This is a genomic window from Gluconobacter sp. DsW_056, assembly GCF_002153595.1.
Lineage (GTDB): Bacteria > Pseudomonadota > Alphaproteobacteria > Acetobacterales > Acetobacteraceae > Gluconobacter > Gluconobacter albidus.
This window is the reverse complement of the sequence record NZ_JOPF01000010.1, coordinates 130,897-146,695: the sequence shown is the minus strand read 5'-3', so window position 1 is coordinate 146,695 and position 15,799 is coordinate 130,897. Positions and strand designations below refer to the sequence as shown.

The 15,799-nt window shown below is 62.1% G+C and carries 15 protein-coding genes; 11 read left to right on the top strand and 4 right to left on the bottom strand.

The features are described 5' to 3' along the window. Nucleotides 1-72 precede the first annotated feature (72 nt). Nucleotides 73-1,572 carry a flagellin gene (locus HK22_RS10365; RefSeq protein WP_062029970.1) on the bottom strand — a complete coding sequence of 500 codons (1,500 nt, stop codon included), beginning with the start codon at nucleotides 1,570-1,572 and terminating at the stop codon, nucleotides 73-75. A 178-nt stretch (nucleotides 1,573-1,750) separates the two neighbouring features. Here HK22_RS10365 and HK22_RS10360 point away from each other — a divergent pair, with 178 nt between their 5' ends. From HK22_RS10360 to HK22_RS10345, 4 genes are all read left to right on the top strand, one after another. Beyond that, nucleotides 1,751-2,983, top strand: coding sequence for a putative DNA modification/repair radical SAM protein (locus HK22_RS10360; RefSeq protein ID WP_062029971.1), 1,233 nt, complete (start codon nucleotides 1,751-1,753; stop codon nucleotides 2,981-2,983). Further along, the gene (locus tag HK22_RS10355) at nucleotides 2,980-4,470 is read left to right on the top strand and encodes a UdgX family uracil-DNA binding protein (protein ID WP_086649196.1); all 1,491 of its coding nucleotides are present in this window, start codon (nucleotides 2,980-2,982) and stop codon (nucleotides 4,468-4,470) included. The genes HK22_RS10360 and HK22_RS10355 overlap by 4 nt, the downstream gene beginning before the upstream one ends. Before the next feature lie 161 nt (nucleotides 4,471-4,631). After that, nucleotides 4,632-5,738, top strand: coding sequence for an HlyD family secretion protein (locus tag HK22_RS10350; protein ID WP_062029973.1), 1,107 nt, complete (start codon nucleotides 4,632-4,634; stop codon nucleotides 5,736-5,738). Then, on the top strand, nucleotides 5,735-7,312 hold the full coding sequence (locus HK22_RS10345) for a DHA2 family efflux MFS transporter permease subunit (protein ID WP_086649195.1): 1,578 nt from the start codon (nucleotides 5,735-5,737) through the stop codon (nucleotides 7,310-7,312). The genes HK22_RS10350 and HK22_RS10345 overlap by 4 nt, the downstream gene beginning before the upstream one ends. On the opposite strand, the gene HK22_RS10340 is transcribed toward HK22_RS10345, so the two are convergent. Beyond that, a complete protein-coding gene (locus HK22_RS10340) occupies nucleotides 7,306-7,974 on the bottom strand; it encodes a TetR/AcrR family transcriptional regulator (RefSeq protein WP_086649194.1) in 669 nt (222 codons plus the stop codon). The two genes, HK22_RS10345 and HK22_RS10340, sit on opposite strands and share 7 nt — an antisense overlap. A 98-nt stretch (nucleotides 7,975-8,072) precedes the next feature. Here HK22_RS10340 and HK22_RS10335 point away from each other — a divergent pair, with 98 nt between their 5' ends. After that, nucleotides 8,073-9,665, top strand: a complete 1,593-nt coding sequence (locus tag HK22_RS10335) for an efflux transporter outer membrane subunit (protein ID WP_086649193.1) — start codon at nucleotides 8,073-8,075, stop codon at nucleotides 9,663-9,665. 63 nt (nucleotides 9,666-9,728) lie between these two features. On the opposite strand, the gene fbaA is transcribed toward HK22_RS10335, so the two are convergent. Next, nucleotides 9,729-10,805 carry a class II fructose-bisphosphate aldolase gene (gene fbaA, locus HK22_RS10330; protein WP_086649192.1) on the bottom strand — a complete coding sequence of 359 codons (1,077 nt, stop codon included), beginning with the start codon at nucleotides 10,803-10,805 and terminating at the stop codon, nucleotides 9,729-9,731. Nucleotides 10,806-10,975: 170 nt separating this feature from the next. On the opposite strand from fbaA, the gene HK22_RS10325 reads away from it, so the two are divergent. From HK22_RS10325 to HK22_RS10300, 6 genes are all read left to right on the top strand, one after another. Further along, a complete protein-coding gene (locus HK22_RS10325) occupies nucleotides 10,976-11,746 on the top strand; it encodes a response regulator (RefSeq protein ID WP_062029983.1) in 771 nt (256 codons plus the stop codon). Nucleotides 11,747-11,766: 20 nt separating this feature from the next. Next, the gene (locus tag HK22_RS10320) at nucleotides 11,767-13,131 is read left to right on the top strand and encodes an ATP-binding protein (RefSeq protein ID WP_062029985.1); all 1,365 of its coding nucleotides are present in this window, start codon (nucleotides 11,767-11,769) and stop codon (nucleotides 13,129-13,131) included. Between the two features lie 117 nt (nucleotides 13,132-13,248). Continuing rightward, on the top strand, nucleotides 13,249-13,812 hold the full coding sequence (locus tag HK22_RS10315; RefSeq protein WP_062107571.1) for a NifU family protein: 564 nt from the start codon (nucleotides 13,249-13,251) through the stop codon (nucleotides 13,810-13,812). 3 nt (nucleotides 13,813-13,815) lie between these two features. Beyond that, nucleotides 13,816-14,436 carry a malonic semialdehyde reductase gene (locus HK22_RS10310; RefSeq protein ID WP_086649191.1) on the top strand — a complete coding sequence of 207 codons (621 nt, stop codon included), beginning with the start codon at nucleotides 13,816-13,818 and terminating at the stop codon, nucleotides 14,434-14,436. Next, nucleotides 14,427-15,068: a tRNA (adenosine(37)-N6)-threonylcarbamoyltransferase complex dimerization subunit type 1 TsaB gene (tsaB, locus tag HK22_RS10305; protein ID WP_369827248.1), complete on the top strand. Its 642-nt coding sequence runs from the start codon at nucleotides 14,427-14,429 to the stop codon at nucleotides 15,066-15,068. The genes HK22_RS10310 and tsaB overlap by 10 nt, the downstream gene beginning before the upstream one ends. Continuing rightward, nucleotides 15,065-15,508: a GNAT family N-acetyltransferase gene (locus tag HK22_RS10300; protein ID WP_233142567.1), complete on the top strand. Its 444-nt coding sequence runs from the start codon at nucleotides 15,065-15,067 to the stop codon at nucleotides 15,506-15,508. Before tsaB ends, HK22_RS10300 begins: the two co-directional genes overlap by 4 nt. On the opposite strand, the gene HK22_RS10295 is transcribed toward HK22_RS10300, so the two are convergent. Then, complete coding sequence (locus HK22_RS10295) at nucleotides 15,495-15,737, bottom strand: sulfurtransferase TusA family protein (RefSeq protein WP_077803435.1); 243 nt, start codon at nucleotides 15,735-15,737, stop codon at nucleotides 15,495-15,497. The genes HK22_RS10300 and HK22_RS10295 overlap by 14 nt on opposite strands. Between the last annotated feature and the right edge of the window lie 62 nt (nucleotides 15,738-15,799).

The window sequence follows — 15,799 nt, the reverse complement described above, 5'->3', positions numbered from 1 at the left end:
TCTGGAGCAGTCCTGTCGTGGCAGGGGGGATCTGGAGGGGGCCGGATGAACCGTCCCCCTCCAGAAACCTGATCAGCCGCGGAAGAGGCTGAGCAGGGTGGACGACTGCGAATTCGCAATCGACAGCGACTGAACAGCGAGCTGCTGCTTCGTCTGAAGCGAGGTCAGCTTGGCGCTCTCGGCTGCCAGATCGGCATCCGTCAGCGCGCCAACACCCGTCGTCAGGGCGTCGGACAGGCTGGACGTCGTGGTCTGAAGGTTGGAAATCGTCGTGCTGGAATAACCAATCGAAGCCGCAGTGCGCGTCACGCTTGAGATCGCAGACTGCACGACGGCGCTCACAACGGCAGCGCCGGTGACGGCTGTGATAGCCGGCGGTGTTGCATCCTTGTTAAGGGTATTGGCCGTAGTGGCCGCAGTTAAGGCCGCACTCGACGTGTCGAGGTTGTTACCGGCAACCGTCAGGTGGTTGTCAGAATCACGGCTTACGGCAAAGCCCTGATACTGCATGGCCTGTGTGAGCAGGTTGGTCTTGTTGACCATGAGCTGGCTCGGGGAGCCGGTCGTTGTGGCAGTCGCGTTGCCCGTTGCGCCGCTGAGATCAACATCGGAGATTACGGTCTTGGCCGTTGCATTGCCGTTTGCGTCCGTTCCTGTCGTAACGGTGTAGACCGCGTTGCCATTGCCGTCCTTCGAGGCCACGACGCTCTTGCCATTGGCCAGAGAAAACGTCACTGAGCCATCCGAGGCTGTGGTTGATGTGGTTCCAGCTGTGCTGTTTGTCAGCTTGCCGTTGGTATCGAGACTGAAGCCGGTACCGCCCCCTACAGCAGAATTGAGTGCCGTAAGCGCATCGGCCTTCGTGCCGGCTTCATCCATGACGAAGTTGTAGCTCACCAGCGGGTCCGTTGCAGTTCCCATGGCGGCGGTCGCAGCCGTTCCTGTTCCTGTCGATGCAACCGCAGGTACGCTGCTCAGTTGAAGAGACTGGGAGCCGGTGTAATTTGTGCTTCCCAGGGCAATATCCATGCCCGCCGTGTCCATGCTCAGGTTCGTCAGGCCGAGGCCGGCGGAGGTTACGTTGAAGCCGTTCTGCGTGAACGTGGAGCCCTGTGCGTCCATGGCGGTCGACAGGCTCGTATAGGTCGTGCCGTTGCCTGTCTGGCCTGAGAGCAGGTTTACGCCCTGGAACTTCGCGCCCGTAGCGGCGGAGTCGATGGAGGCCAGCGTCTTGGTGATGGCATCGTTCAGGGTCGAGTTGTCGACGCCTGTCGTGTTCGTGCCGATGGTGGTGGCGAGAGACTGAAGGGCGCTCGAAATGCTCGACAGACCCGTCGTTGCTGTGTTCAACACCTGAGCGGAGAACTGGAGGCCCGTGGAGACGCCCGACAGGGTCGAGATCTGGGCGGTCATGTTCTGGGCAATGGAATACAGTGCGGGATTATCGGACGCCGTGTTGACGGACTTGCCGGTAGAGACCGTGTTTTCGGTCTTGTTCAGGTCAGCCGTCGTCTGATTGAGGCTCTGGAGTGCGGCCATTGCCGCAGTGTTCGTATTGATGGACAATGACATTGAATCTGTTCTCCGTCGGTGCAGGTTTGCGACCTCAGGATAGGGGGGAGTGGTTAACGGAAGCTGAATCGGTTTCGTTAAAAAAAGCCCTTCAAAAATAACGGAATACCGGGAAACAAGAGGTTAATTTCACGGTTTCTCTTGCGTTCCATCATCTGGAACGAAATAAGAACACAGCATGAAGAAAACACTCTCCCAGAGACTGGCGATTCTCTCCGATGCGGCGAAATACGATGCCTCCTGCGCGTCGAGCGGCTCGACGCGTCGGGATTCCGCAAAGAGCGGGGGGCTTGGCTCCACCACGGGAAACGGGATCTGTCATTCCTATACGCCGGACGGGCGGTGCGTGTCGCTGCTCAAGATCCTGCTGACCAATTTCTGCGTCTATGACTGTGCCTATTGCATCAACCGGTCGTCCTCGAATGTGGAGCGTGCGCGCTTTACGCCCGAGGAAGTTGTGTGGCTGACGCTGGAGTTTTACCGGCGCAACTGCATCGAGGGGCTGTTCCTGTCTTCGGGCATTATCCGCTCGTCTGACCACACGATGGAGCAGCTTGTGCAGGTGGCGCGGGATCTGCGGCTGAAGCACGGGTTTCGGGGCTATATCCATCTCAAGACCATCCCCGATGCGTCGCCGCGTCTGCTGGAAGAGGCGGGGCGCTATGCGGACCGGTTGTCGATCAATGTGGAAATGCCGACCGTAGCCGGGCTGGAGCAGTATGCGCCGCAGAAAAAGGCGGGGGGTATCCGGCAGGCCATGGGGGAGATGCGGCTGAAGATCGACGCGGGCAAGGACCGCAGCCATACCGGGCGCCGGGCCGAACGGTTTTCGCCGGGGGGGCAGAGCACGCAGATGATCGTGGGGGCGGATGCGGCGTCCGATCAGGATGTTCTGGCCAGCAGCGCCAATCTTTACGGCTCTTACGGGCTGCGGCGCGTCTATTATTCCGCTTTCAGTCCTATTCCTGATGCATCCGCCCTGCTGCCGGCGACAAGTCCGCCGCTTCAGCGCGAGCACAGGCTCTATCAGGCGGACTGGCTGTTCCGGTTCTATGGCTTTGCTTTCGGGGAACTGACGGCCGGGCGTGCGGACGGGATGCTCGATCTGGAGCTGGACCCCAAGCTGGCCTGGGCGCTGGATAACCGGGCGTTGTTTCCGCTGGATCTGAACCGGGCGCCGAAGGAGATGCTGCTGCGGGTGCCAGGGCTGGGGGTGAAGGCCGTAGCCGCCATTCTCAGGGCGCGGCGGCATCAGGCCGTACGGCTGGAGGATCTGGCGCGGCTGAACGTGTCCATCCGCAAGGTCCGGCCCTTCGTGCAGACGCCGGGCTGGAGTCCCGCCCGTCTGACCGACCGGCACGACCTGCGCAGCCTGTTCAGCCCCGCCCCCCAACAGATGAATCTTTTGTGACGCGCTACGTCTTGACCCTTGAGGACAGCGCCGTGTTCGAGCTCTGGCGGGAGATGGCGCGCGCGGCTTTGCAGCGTGCGATTCCGCCCGAGGCCCTCGACTGGCGGATCAGGGGGGGCGAGACGGATCTGTTCGGGCAGCAGACCAATGACAGCGACGGCATGGTGGCGCTGACGGAGGGGCCGGTTCTGAAAAGCGTGACATTGCGCGCGTCCTGCATCGCGTTGCTGCGGGACATGCTGTGCCATTCCGATCCCGGCCGGTTCGCGCTGGCTTATCGGATCGCCTGGCGCGTTCAGGGCAATCCGCATCTGCTGGATGTGGCGACGGATGCCGATATCGCAAAAGCGCGGATCATGATCCGGCAGAACCGGCAGGACTGTCACAAGATGACGGCCTTCGTCCGGTTTCGCGAAGTGCCGGCGCAGGTCGGGGGGGAGGGCAACGGGCGTCGGCGGTTCCTCGCCTGGTTCGAGCCGCAGCACCATATTCTCGAACGGGTCGCCCCGTTCTTTGCAAAGCGCTTTACGGACATGGACTGGATGATCCTGACGCCTCGTGGCTCCATCCGCTGGAACGGGAAGGATCTGGCCTACTCCTCTGAACCCTGCGAACAGCCGGAGCTGGATGACGGCTTTGGGGATTTGTGGAACACCTATTATGCCTCCACGTTCAATCCCGCCCGCGTCCGCACGAAAGCCATGCGCCGTGAGATGCCGGGTCGCTACTGGAAAAACCTGCCCGAAACGCGCCTGATCCCGCAGCTTGTGGCCGGGGCCGAGGCGCGCGTCCGGACGATGGCCGAACAGGTGCCTCTGCCGGCTCCGGCTTTTCACGAACGCCTGCGCTCCCGTGACAGTCTTCCACTCCAGCCGCTTTCGCATACGCCTGAAGATCTGGCTGCGAAAATTCGGAGCTGCACCGCCTGTCCGCTGCACTGTGCGGCCACGCAGGCTGTCGTCGGGGAGGGGCCGGTTGAGGCGCGGATTATGGTCGTTGGCGAGCAGCCGGGCGATCAGGAGGATCTGGCGGGGCGGCCCTTCGTTGGCCCGGCGGGACAGGTGTTGCAGGAGGCGCTGGAAAAGGTCAGGGTCGAGCGCAGCACGCTGTATCTGACAAACGCGGTCAAGCATTTCCGTTTCCGTCTTCAGGGGCGGCGCCGCATCCATCAGAGCCCGGATGAGGCGCATGTGGCGGCCTGCCGCCCCTGGCTGGAACGGGAAATCGCGCTGGTCCGGCCCAGACTCATCGTCTCGCTGGGGGCTACGGCGCTGAAGGCGCTGGATGGTCCGGGCAGGGCGATGGCAGAGAGACGCGGAACGCTCTGGACGGCGGGAGAGGGCGAAAATGCCGTCCAGCGTCTGGCGCTTGCCCACCCGTCATGGCTGCTGCGGCTGGGGGACAGCGCGCAGGGAGAGATCGAACGGGAGCGGTTCGAAGAGGGTCTCGAGCGTCTGCGGGATTTTTGCGGGCGTCCGGACGCGTGAAGAACGGACAATTGGAAACGGATCAGTTTTTTCCAGCTTGAAGCCCGCGAGACGATATGTCATGGATGACCGAACCGATCGGTCAGTACGAGGGTTTCAGGCCCTGCACAGTCAACCCGGTCACGATCTGACAGACCTGTTTTCAAAGCGAGAAAAACATTATGGCGCAAGGCGATCAGGCCGATCACGCGCAGGATGGCACGACATCCGACAAGAACGGAAAGCCGCAGAAAAAGCGCAATCCCCTTGTCCGGATCGCGTTGATCCTGCTGGTGGTTCTGGTTCTCGTGGGTATCGGGGCCTATCTTTTCCTGACCCGCAACAATATCGAGACGGATGACGCCTACACGGCCGGTCGCAAGATCGCCATAGCCCCTCACGTCAACGGGTACGTTACGCAGCTTCTGGTGAACGATAACCAGTTCGTCCACGCCGGTGACCTGCTCGTGAGAATCGATAGCCGGGATTATGCCGCTTCCCTGAACAAGGCCGAAGCCGCCGTGTCCCAGGCGAAGGCCAATATTGACGCCTATCAGCTCATGCTGGCCGTGGCGCACAAGAACTTCCCCGGACAGCTCGTCACGGCGCAGGGCAACCTCGCTGCCGTTCAGGCGGAACTTATCAAGGCCGAAGCCGATTACCGTCGCCAGCGTTCGGTGGCCCGTGCTGCTACGTCGCAGCAGGATATCGACTATGCCCGCGCCGCGCTGGATCAGGCGAAAGCCCGCGTCCTTCAGGCCCAGGGTCAGCTGACGCAGGCCGAGCCGGTCAAGGAAAACGTGGCCAGTGCCGATGCCCGTGTCACGCAGGAACAGGCATCCCTCGCATCCGCCAATGCAGAGCTGACGCAGGCCCGCCTGAACCTCGAATGGACGGAAGTCCGCGCTCCGCATGACGGCTGGATTTCCCAGCGTAACGTCGAGCGTGGCGATTACATGCAGGTCGGGCAGGAGATGTTCTCCATCGTCGAGCCGGAAGTCTGGATCGTGGCGAACTACAAGGAAACGCAGCTCACCCACATGCGCCCCGGCCAGAAGGTGGATATTGACGTCGATGCCTATCCGCAGCTCAAACTGCATGGCCACGTGGATTCCATCCAGCTTGGCTCAGGTGAATCCTTCAGCGCCTTCCCTCCCGAAAACGCGACCGGAAACTTCGTGAAAACGGTGCAGCGCATCCCGGTCAAGATCGTGGTGGACAGCGGGCTTGATCCGAACCTTCCGCTGGCCCTTGGCCTGTCTGTCGAGCCGACGGTTTATGTGAAATGAGCGATACTGCCGGGCATCAGGACTGGAAACCCAGTCACAATCCGTGGCTTGTGGCCGTCACGGTCACGCTGGCGGCCTTCATGGAGGTGCTGGACACCACCATCGTCAACGTGGCGCTGCCGCATATCGCGGGATCGCTCGGCAGTTCGTATGATGACGCCACCTGGGCGCTGACGTCCTATCTGGTGGCGAACGGCATCGTGCTGACGATTTCGGGCTGGCTGTCGCGGTTCTTTGGCCGCAAACGCTACTTCCTGATCTGCATTACGATGTTCACCGTCTCGTCCTTCCTGTGCGGACTGGCGACATCGCTGCCGATGCTGGTGGTGTTCCGGCTCATGCAGGGCTTCTTCGGGGGCGGTCTGCAACCCAGCCAGCAGTCCATCATCCTGGACACGTTCCCGCCTGAAAAACGCGGGGCGGCGTTCGGCCTGACTGCCATTGCCACCATTGTCGGGCCGGTTCTGGGCCCGATGCTGGGGGGGTATCTGACCGATAATTTCTCCTGGCGCTGGATTTTCTTCGTCAACGTGCCCTTCGGCATCCTGACGGTCATGGCGGTGACGGCTTTCGTCGAGGACCCGCCGTGGGAGCGCCAGAAGCGCGAGAAGGTGGACGTGATCGGCATCAGTCTGATTACGCTGGGCCTCGGCTGTCTCGAGGTCATGTGTGACCGCGGCGAGGATGACGACTGGTTCGGGTCGCCCTTCATCACCACCATGGCTGTGCTGGGTGTGATCGGTGTTGTCGGAGCCATTCTGTGGCTGTGCTATGCGAAGAACCCGCTTGTGCGCCTGTCGGTTTTCAGGGATCGCAACTTCGCGGTCGGCACGCTGCTGATCTCGATGGTGGGGGCGACGCTCTATGCCTCGGCGATTGTCGTGCCGCAGTTTGCCCAGCAGGTTCTCGACTATACCGCGACCACCTCGGGTCTGCTTCTGGCGCCGGGCGGTGTTGCGGTGATCTGTCTGATCCCGATCGTGGGCATCCTGATGAAGTTCATCCAGATGCGATATCTGATCGCGTTCGGGTTTTTCGCGATGGGCATGGCGATGTTCCAGGCTTCGAACCTCTATGCCGCGATTGATTTCAGACATCTGATGCTCTACCGCATCAGCCAGACGGCCTCGCTGGCGTTCCTGTTCGTGCCGATTTCGACAATCGCGTACTCGACCCTGCCGCGCGAACTGAATGCCGATGCGTCCGCCCTGTTCTCGATGGCCCGGAACTATGTCGGCTCCCTCGCCATCTCTCTGGCGACGGCGGCGATCATCGAGACCCGGCAGCGTCATCAGACCTATGTCACGGATCACATGACGGCGGCCAATCCGGGCCTCAATTCCTATATCGCCAATGCGCAGAAGGTCGCTGAGGCGCACGGGTTCCCGGCCGCGCAGGCGCATAAATTCGCCCTCTACCAGACCTTCCGGGAGTTCACCTCTCAGGTCGCCATGCTGGCCTATAACGAGGTTTTTGACTGGATCGGCGTGATTGCACTGTTTGTGGTGCCGCTGTGCTTCCTGCTGTCTCCCAACGGCAAGAAGGCGGCCCAGGCCTCAGGCGGCGGTCACTGATGGCGCGGTTCGTAGATCTTCAGGAAACTGTCGGCGGTAAAGGCGGCGAATTCCGCGATGGCGGCATCGCTGTCATCGACCGGCAGCCCGAAGCGCCGGCGCTGGATGATGCGGGCCTGACACATGAGCAGGAACTGCTCGGCCGACAGGTTCGGGTCGGCGATATCCAGCTCTCCCTGCGTCTCGCTGCGCGCCAGATATTCGGTCAGATTGCTGAGCGTCCGGCCAAAGCCGTAGCGCCAGAACGTATCGGCCAGATGGGGAAACTTGTCGACCTCGCTGACGATGATGCGATACAGCCCCAGCGCCACAGGCGAAATCAGCAGGTGAACCGTCATTTCGGCAAAGCGGGTCAGCGTCACGCGCACGGACTGTTCGTTGCTGCGCGCAAGCGTCTCGATGGGAGAAAGACGGCAGCGCACCTGTTCTTCGAAGAACGCGGAAAACAGGGACGCCTTGCCATCGAAATGGTTGTAGAGCGTTCCCTTGGACACGCCGGCCATCTGCGCGATCCGGGACATGGACGCGCCTTCGTAGCCGTCCGCCAGAAAGATCGCCCCGGCTCCTTTCAGGATCTGTTCGCGCTTGGCGCTTCCCGCAGGATCGGTGTTGCCGGATCCGTCGGGAGTGTCCGCGTGGCCGTCGTCCGTGATGCCCGTCATGTGAGCGAAAAATCCTTCTGTCCGTCAGGTCGTCTCTCTAACATGCTGACCGAACCGGTCGGTCACTGCAAGATCATTTCCGCTTCAGGAGTTTCTTTGTGAGCGCAGCCTTCACTTCCCGCGCGCTGCTTTGCGGCTGCGCCCTGTTCACCCTGTCCGGCTGCCTCATGGTGGGGCCTGAATATCACGCGCCCAAGCCCTGGTCGCCTGCGCATTACACCGACCATGTGGCCGATGCTCATCGGGCTGGGGCGCCTGACAGCATCATCAGCGAGATGAAGGCCGACAGCCGCTGGTGGCAGGTTTTTCACGATCCCGAGCTGACGTCTCTGGAAGCCCGTCTGGTCAACCAGAACCTGTCCTTCCGCCTTGCGACCGCCAATCTGGCGCAGAGCCGTGCGCAGCTCATCATGGCGGGGGCCGAGCGCTTCCCGGCCCTGAGCGCCTCGGGCTCGTATCAGCGCAGCCAGTACAGCACCAAGGAAATGCAGGAGATCATCAGCCGGGTGGGCGGCAATATCGCGAAGTCCGCGGGGAACACCGCTGGAGCTTCGGTTGGTCCCCTGCTTCAGGGCGCGGCCGATGGTGCCACGGTTCCGCTGCTGAACCAGTGGCGCAGCGCGATTGATGCGACCTATGAAATCGACCTGTGGGGCCGTGTCGCGCACCAGTACGATGCCGCCAAGGCCGATCTTCAGGCGACGGACGAGGAGCGCCGTTCCATCCTCATCGCCCAGCAGGCCGACATGGCGCGGGGCTATATGGGCCTGCGTGGCGACCAGCAGCGCCTGAAGATCCTGCGCGACAACCTCAGGATTCTCACGCAGATCACCTCCATCGCGCAGGAGCGCTATCATGGCGGTCTGGTGACGGAGCTGGACGTGGACTCCGCTCAGGGCCGTCTGCATGACATGCAGGGTCAGGAAGCGCAGCTCGAACAGGCGGTTGCTCAGGAAGAAAACGCGCTTGCGCTGCTTCTGGGTGCCCCTCCGGGCAGCCTGAATGCCGAGCTGGACAAGAACGCCGGCGTGCCGGTCGTGCCGCCTGTGGTGCCCGTTGGCATTCCGTCCGAACTGGCCCAGCGCCGTCCGGATATCCGCGAGGCCGAGGCCCATCTGCGTGGTGCGGTGGCCGAAGTGGGCGAGGCCACGGCGGATTTCTATCCGAAGGTCACGATCAACGCCGATTTCGGGTTCCAGACCCTGTCGTTCCGCGATCTGGGGTTCTGGAACGCGCGCGCCTGGAATGTTGGTCCGTCCATTTCCCTCCCGATCTTTCAGGGTGGACGCCTGTACGGTCAGCTCGAATTGAAGAAATACGCCCAGAAGGCGGCGGCGATTTCCTATCAGCAGACGGTCATCAAGGCCTGGCATGACGTGGACAACGCGCTGATCGCGTATCGGGATGAGCAGCTGCATCGTCAGGGGCTGAAGAACGCCGTTGATGACAACAGCCGTGCGCTCAATCTGGCACAGAGCCAGTATCGCAGCGGTCTGACGAACTATCTGAACGTTCTGAACGCGCAGGCGCAGCTTCAGTCCGCCCAGCTCGACCTCGTCAGCAGCGACGCCACGCTGGCGACCAACCTGACACGTCTTTACAACGCGCTTGGCGGGGGCTGGGAAGACGCTCTTCCCAACAACCCGGACGTTGCGAAAGCGCAGCTCGCCTCCGCAACGCCCGGTCCCTGAACGGGAAGTTCTTAGCCGGGAGGTGCAGGCCTCCCGGCAATTGGTTCCGTCAGTCCCTTTCCATCAGGCTTTGCGCGCGACGGACCGGCCCTTGGAGCCTAGAATCTCGAAGGCTGCGTCCAGTCGGCTGACAATGGATTTCTCTCCCACGCGCAGCCATTTGCGCGGATCGTAAAGGGACTTCATCGGCTTGTCGGTGCTGGGGTCGATCTGGTGCTGGAACGCGACCGGATGCTCCAGAACATAGTGGCCCACGCCCTGTGCGAACGCGAACTGGATGTCGGTATCGAGGTTCATCTTGAACACGCCGTAGGAAACGGCGGCGTCGATTTCCGCAATCGTTGAGCCTGAACCGCCATGGAACACCAGCGGTAGCGGCTTGGGGCCGCTCTGCGTAGCCTGTTCGACAGCTTCCTGAGAGTTCTTCAGGATTTCAGGGCGAAGCTGCACATTGCCTGGCTTGTAGACGCCATGCACGTTGCCGAAAGACGCGGCAATCGACACGGTGCCGATCGGGGAGAGCAGGCTCCAGGCCTTCAGAACATCTTCGGGCTGCGTGTAGAGATGGGCGTTGTCCGCACCGTCCTCGAGGTCGTGGCCCACGCCATCTTCCTCGCCACCGGTCACGCCCAGTTCGATTTCCAGCCCCATCCCCAGCGGGGCAAGCTGCTTGAGCATCGCGGCGGATGTCGCAAGGTTATCCTCGAGCGGTTCGGCGGACAGGTCGAGCATGTGGGACGTAAACAGCGGCTTGCCGGTCGTCCGGAACTCTTCCTCGCTCAGCGTGATGAGATCGTCGAGCCAGGGGATCAGCTTGCGGTCGGCATGATCGGTGTGGAGGATGACGGCGATGCCGTATTCCTTCGCCAGAAGATGGACGTGTCGTGCCATCGAGGCCGCGCCGAGCACGCGGGCGCGATGGGCGTCGGGCAGGCCTTCGCCGGCATAAAAACGCGCGCCACCATTCGAGACCTGAATGACGACGTCCGATCCGTTCTGGGCCGCCGCTTCCAGAACGGCATTGACGCTGTCGGTGCCGACGACATTGATAGCGGGAAGGGCATAGCCCCCTTCATGGCAGGCCTTGATAAGGGCCGTATAACTGGCGCCACTGACGACGCCGGGTGAAACTCTTGACATTGGCGGCTCCAACTGAACGCATGAAACAGGCCAGCAAAACGGGTGCGGCCGTGTTGCGTTGTACTGTACGATGCCAATTGCTTTTCGTCATGAGCCTTCAAATCGCTGAAAGATTTATTGTCAGGATTTGTTGCTTGTGATGCCAGCCCTGTGGAGACTATGGAAAAAACATGGTGCCAAATCTTTCCGACCCAGATCTTCCCGCCCGTATCCTCGTCGTCGAAGATGACGCCGGAATGCGGACCCTCATTCTCCGTGCCCTTCAGGGCGGCGGCTTCCGTGCGCGGGGTGTTGCCTGTGGTGAGGAGATGTGGGCCGCGCTCGAAGTGGCACCCGTCGATCTCATCATCATGGACATCATGCTGCCGGGCAAAAGCGGCATCGAACTGTGCCGCGCGCTGCGCAGCGGGCAGGGTGCGCTGCATGAAAACGAGACGCCCCCGGCCCAGGTGCCGATCATCATGGTCTCCGCTCGGGGCGAGGAACGCGACCGCGTCACGGGCCTCGAATCGGGTGCTGACGATTACGTGCCCAAACCGTTCGGACAGCGCGAGCTTCTGGCGCGCGTGCGGGCCGTGCTGCGTCGCGGCATCGCAACGACCGGTGCGCCGCAGGAGCGCGTCCGCCGTGAGACGCTGCGTTTTGCGGGCTGGACGCTCGATCTGCGCCGCCGGGAGCTGACGGACCCGTCGGGCGCGACCGTTGATATTTCCGGTGCGGAACATGATCTGCTGACCAGCTTTCTGGACAACCCGCAGCGGGTCATCGCCCGCGATCGCCTGCTGGAACTGTCGCGGACCCGTCTGGGCGACGTGTCGGACCGCAGCATTGACGTTCTGGTCAGCCGACTGCGCCGCAAGCTGGGTTCGGACGCCGACCAGCTCATCCGGACCGTGCGCGGTCTCGGATACATCTTCGTCGCAGAGGTTGAACGGGTCTGAACATTCAGAATCGCATTCTGCTGTGGCCACTGGGGCTGGTCGGGCGCGTCTGCGTTGTCCTGACCGTCGCAGTGACCCTGGTGTTCCTGACGAACGCCATTTTCTACGGTCAGGCAGAAACCTATATCGTTGATGACGTGCGCATCGCCCAGCTTGGCGAGGCGCTGAGCACGGATCTGCGCGTGTTGGCTGCGGCTCCCGTCAGCCAGAGATCGTTTCTGGCCGTCATGTTGTCGGGCAGCGAGCTCAGCGTGGCCTGGCAGCCGGCCTCCATCACGCCCGTGCTGCCGGGACATCCTCCCGTCGCGCTCACCCAGCTCGTCCGGCGTCTGACGGCGGACGACCCTATTCTCGAACAGGCGCATCTGGACCTCTATACGCTGGGGCCGGGGAGTGCGGATGTGCTGGGGTCACAGCGTCTGCCGGATGGGAGTTACATTCATTTCCGGGTGCCGGGGATGCTTGGCCACCATCGCGTTACGCGTGGTCTGGCCTCGGCTGCCATTGCGGCCGGAGCAGTCGCCATTGCGGCGACCATGCTGATCCGCGGCCTCAGCATGCCGCTTCGCGCGCTGGTTTCGGTCGCCGACCGTATTGGTTCCAGCGAAAAATGGGTGCCTCTGGCCGAGCGTGGGCCGCCCGAAGTGCGGGGCCTCGCCCATGCCATCAACGCGATGCAGGACCGCATCCAGAGCCTGATTAACGACCGGACACAGGCGCTGGCGGCCGTCTCGCACGATCTTCGGACGCCGCTGACACGGCTGCGGCTGCGCTGCGGCTTCCTCAATGATGGTGAGGCACAGGCCGCCATCGAGGCGGATCTGGACGAGATGGAAGCCATGGTGAACGGCATTCTCGCCTATCTGGCCGGTGCCGATGATCCGGAGGTCCCCCGCACCATCAATATTGTCGCCACGCTGGAAACGCTTGTGGATGACCATGTGGATCGCGGGCATGAAGCCCATTACGAAGGGCCGGATCGCGCGCTGGTGCATGTGCGTCCGCTTGCCATGAAACGCGTCCTGTCGAACCTGATCGAAAACGCCATCAACTATGGCGGCAACGTTCTGGCTACCCTCCGCACCCGCGAGGACGGCGCGCTGGAAATTGCCATCAGCGACAGCGGCCCCGGAATCCCCGAGAGCGAATACGAACGCGTGCTGGCTCCGTTCTATCGGCTGGAGGGGTCGCGCTCGCGGGCCACGGGGGGAATCGGGCTGGGGCTTGCGATCGTGCAACGCGAAATCTCGCGTGAAGGCGGGTCTCTGGTGCTAGGGCGCGGAGATGCCTCGAAAGGCTATGGCGGGCTGTGTGCGACCATCATCCTGCCGAAGGGACTCCCTTCTCCGTCAAGGAAAACCGAGGGGCAGGGCGAGCAGGTCTGAAAAGACGTGCCCTGCCGTTAAAAACACGGGAAGTCGGACCAATGCAGTCCCGACACTTGCACCTTGCGACGAAGTGGCACATGTCAGGGCGGACTGGAACGCAAGGACATGACCACGATGTTCATCGAGACCGAAGACACTCCCAATCCCGCTACCCTGAAATTCCTGCCCGGCCGCAGCGTGACCGGCGATGCCCGTCCCGTCGATTTCGGCGATGCGGATGTTGCCCTCGGACGCTCCGAACTGGCGACCGCGCTGTTCGACCAGCCGAACGTGCGCCGCGTCTTCCTTGGCGGCGATTTCGTCTCCGTCACGAAGTCCGACGACATCAGCTGGGGCGACCTCAAGCCCGTCGTGCTGGGAACGATCACGACGTTCTTCGAAAGCGGCCGTCCGGTTCTTTCGGGAACGCAGTCCGCCCCCGAACATGACGTGGCTCCCGAGGACGCCGAAGTCGTCAGCCGTATCCAGGATCTGCTCGACACGCGTGTCCGTCCTGCCGTAGCCGGTGACGGCGGCGACATCGCTTTTCGTGGCTACAAGGACGGCGTGGTCTACCTGGCCATGCAGGGTGCATGCTCCGGCTGCCCGTCTTCCCGCGCGACCCTGAAGCACGGCGTCGAGAACATGCTGCGGCATTATGTTCCCGAAGTCGTTTCGGTCGAACAGGTCGAGGACTGAACCATGGACGGCCAGACATATCCTGATTGCGCACCGGTTCCGGGCGCGGAAGCCCTGTTCACGCAGGCCCGGACGCCGCGCAGCTTCTCGCCGCGCCCGGTCGGGGAAGATGTCCTGCGCCGTCTGTACGATCTGGTGAAGCTGGGGCCGACGTCCGGTAACTGCTCGCCGGGTCGTTTCGTTTTCCTGACGACGCAGGATGCCCGTGAGCGCATCCGCCCCGCGCTGTCGCCGGGAAACGTGGCCCGCGCCATGGCCGCTCCGGTTCTGGCCGTTGTCTGTCATGATCCTCTGTTTTTCGAGGCGCTGCCCCGTTTGAACCCGCAGGAGGGCCTGCGCGACTGGTTTGCTGCCGATGTGGGACTGTCCGATGAGACGGCCTTTCGCAACGGTACGCTCGAAGGCGCCTATCTCATCATGGCCGCCCGGATGCTGGGCCTGTCCGCCATGCCGATGTCCGGCTTTGACTGTTTCATGGTCGAAGACACGCTGCTGAACGCCACCGGCTGGCGCGTGAACTTCCTCGTCGGGCTTGGCTATCCGGCGGAAAACGAACCCGCCCCCGACCATGTCGAGCCGCGTGCGCCCCGTCTGGACTTCGGAGAAGCCTGTCTGTGCCTGTAAGGACGGGGTCTTCAAGGACAGTCGTTTTTAATGGGGCCGGAGCAGGGGCCGGTCTGACCAGTCTGGTGGCGCTGGTCGAGGACGGTCGGGTCGTCGCGGAAAAGCTGATGGCCGGACGCGGCGCTTCCGAGCATTTCGCGCCTGCCATCCGTGACCTCCTGACACAGAACGACTGGACCACGGCTCCGGATCGCGTCGTGGCCGTCCTTGGTCCGGGATCGTTCACCGGACTGCGCTCGTCCCTGTCACTGGCCGCTGGTCTGGCGGCAGGCTGGAACTGTCCCACGATCGGCGTCACGCTGGGTGAGGCGATCCGCGCCACACTTTGCCGTTCGGACGCTGTCTGCGTCAGCATCGCGCGCCGGGGCCGGGTGTTCGTGGACCCGCCGCACGGTCCCGTCACGGCCAGCCAGACCGTCGATCTCGATCCCGCGGACTGGGCCTGTGTGACGGGCGATGCCGTGTCCGAAAAACCGGACTGGCCATGCCCCGTGCTGTCCTGCGACGCCCCGACCGCTCTGGGCATCATTCAAGCTGCACAGAGCGTCCCCGCAGGCTCCCTGATGCCGCTCTATGTTGATCCGCCCGAAGCCAAACCGCCCGCGGCGGGTCTGAGGCCGTTACCCCTGTGAACGGCCCTGAAAAGGAGTTCCAGCTGCAGACGATGGGGATCGAATGTGCGCCGCTTCTGGCGGAGCTTCATGAAGTCACGTTTCGTGGCGGAGAAGTCTGGAGCGCGGCGTCCTTTATTGATTTACTATCCATGCAGGGAACCGAGGCCGTTATTGCGCTGATCGACAATATTCCTGCCGGTTTCATTCTCTCGCGAACAGTTCTGGATGAAACGGAAATCCTGACACTTGCGGTTCATCCATATTTTCGCCGCAGAGGTGTGGGAAGGTCTTTGGTGCAGGCCATTCTGCCCAAAGGGCAAGTATTTCTGGAAGTAGCAGTCTGTAACAATCCGGCTGCGGCGCTCTATGAAAAATGCGGGTTTGTAAAAGCTGGCCTGCGTCGCGGTTATTACAGGGACGGAAGTGACGCGCAGGTCCTTGTTTCTAGCGCCTTTTGATACTCAGGCAGTAAAGATCCGTCCTGTCTGCAACAGGTGAATCCGCCAGAATTGTATGTCCCAGTGCCTGCACTGAGGCCCTGACGTTCTTGCGAGTTTCTGTTCCATAGAGCCACACTTCAAGTCCCTGTCCCGAAGTCATGGCATCGAGTTTGGCCCGGACATATACAGTCGTCATGGGGCACTTTTTCTCCGTTATATCTATGAAAAATGTTTCATTTTCTGTCACGGGTCCGTTTCTTTCTTTTTATGCTTGAATGAAGCAATTTATGACTGCTACATGCTCACTCG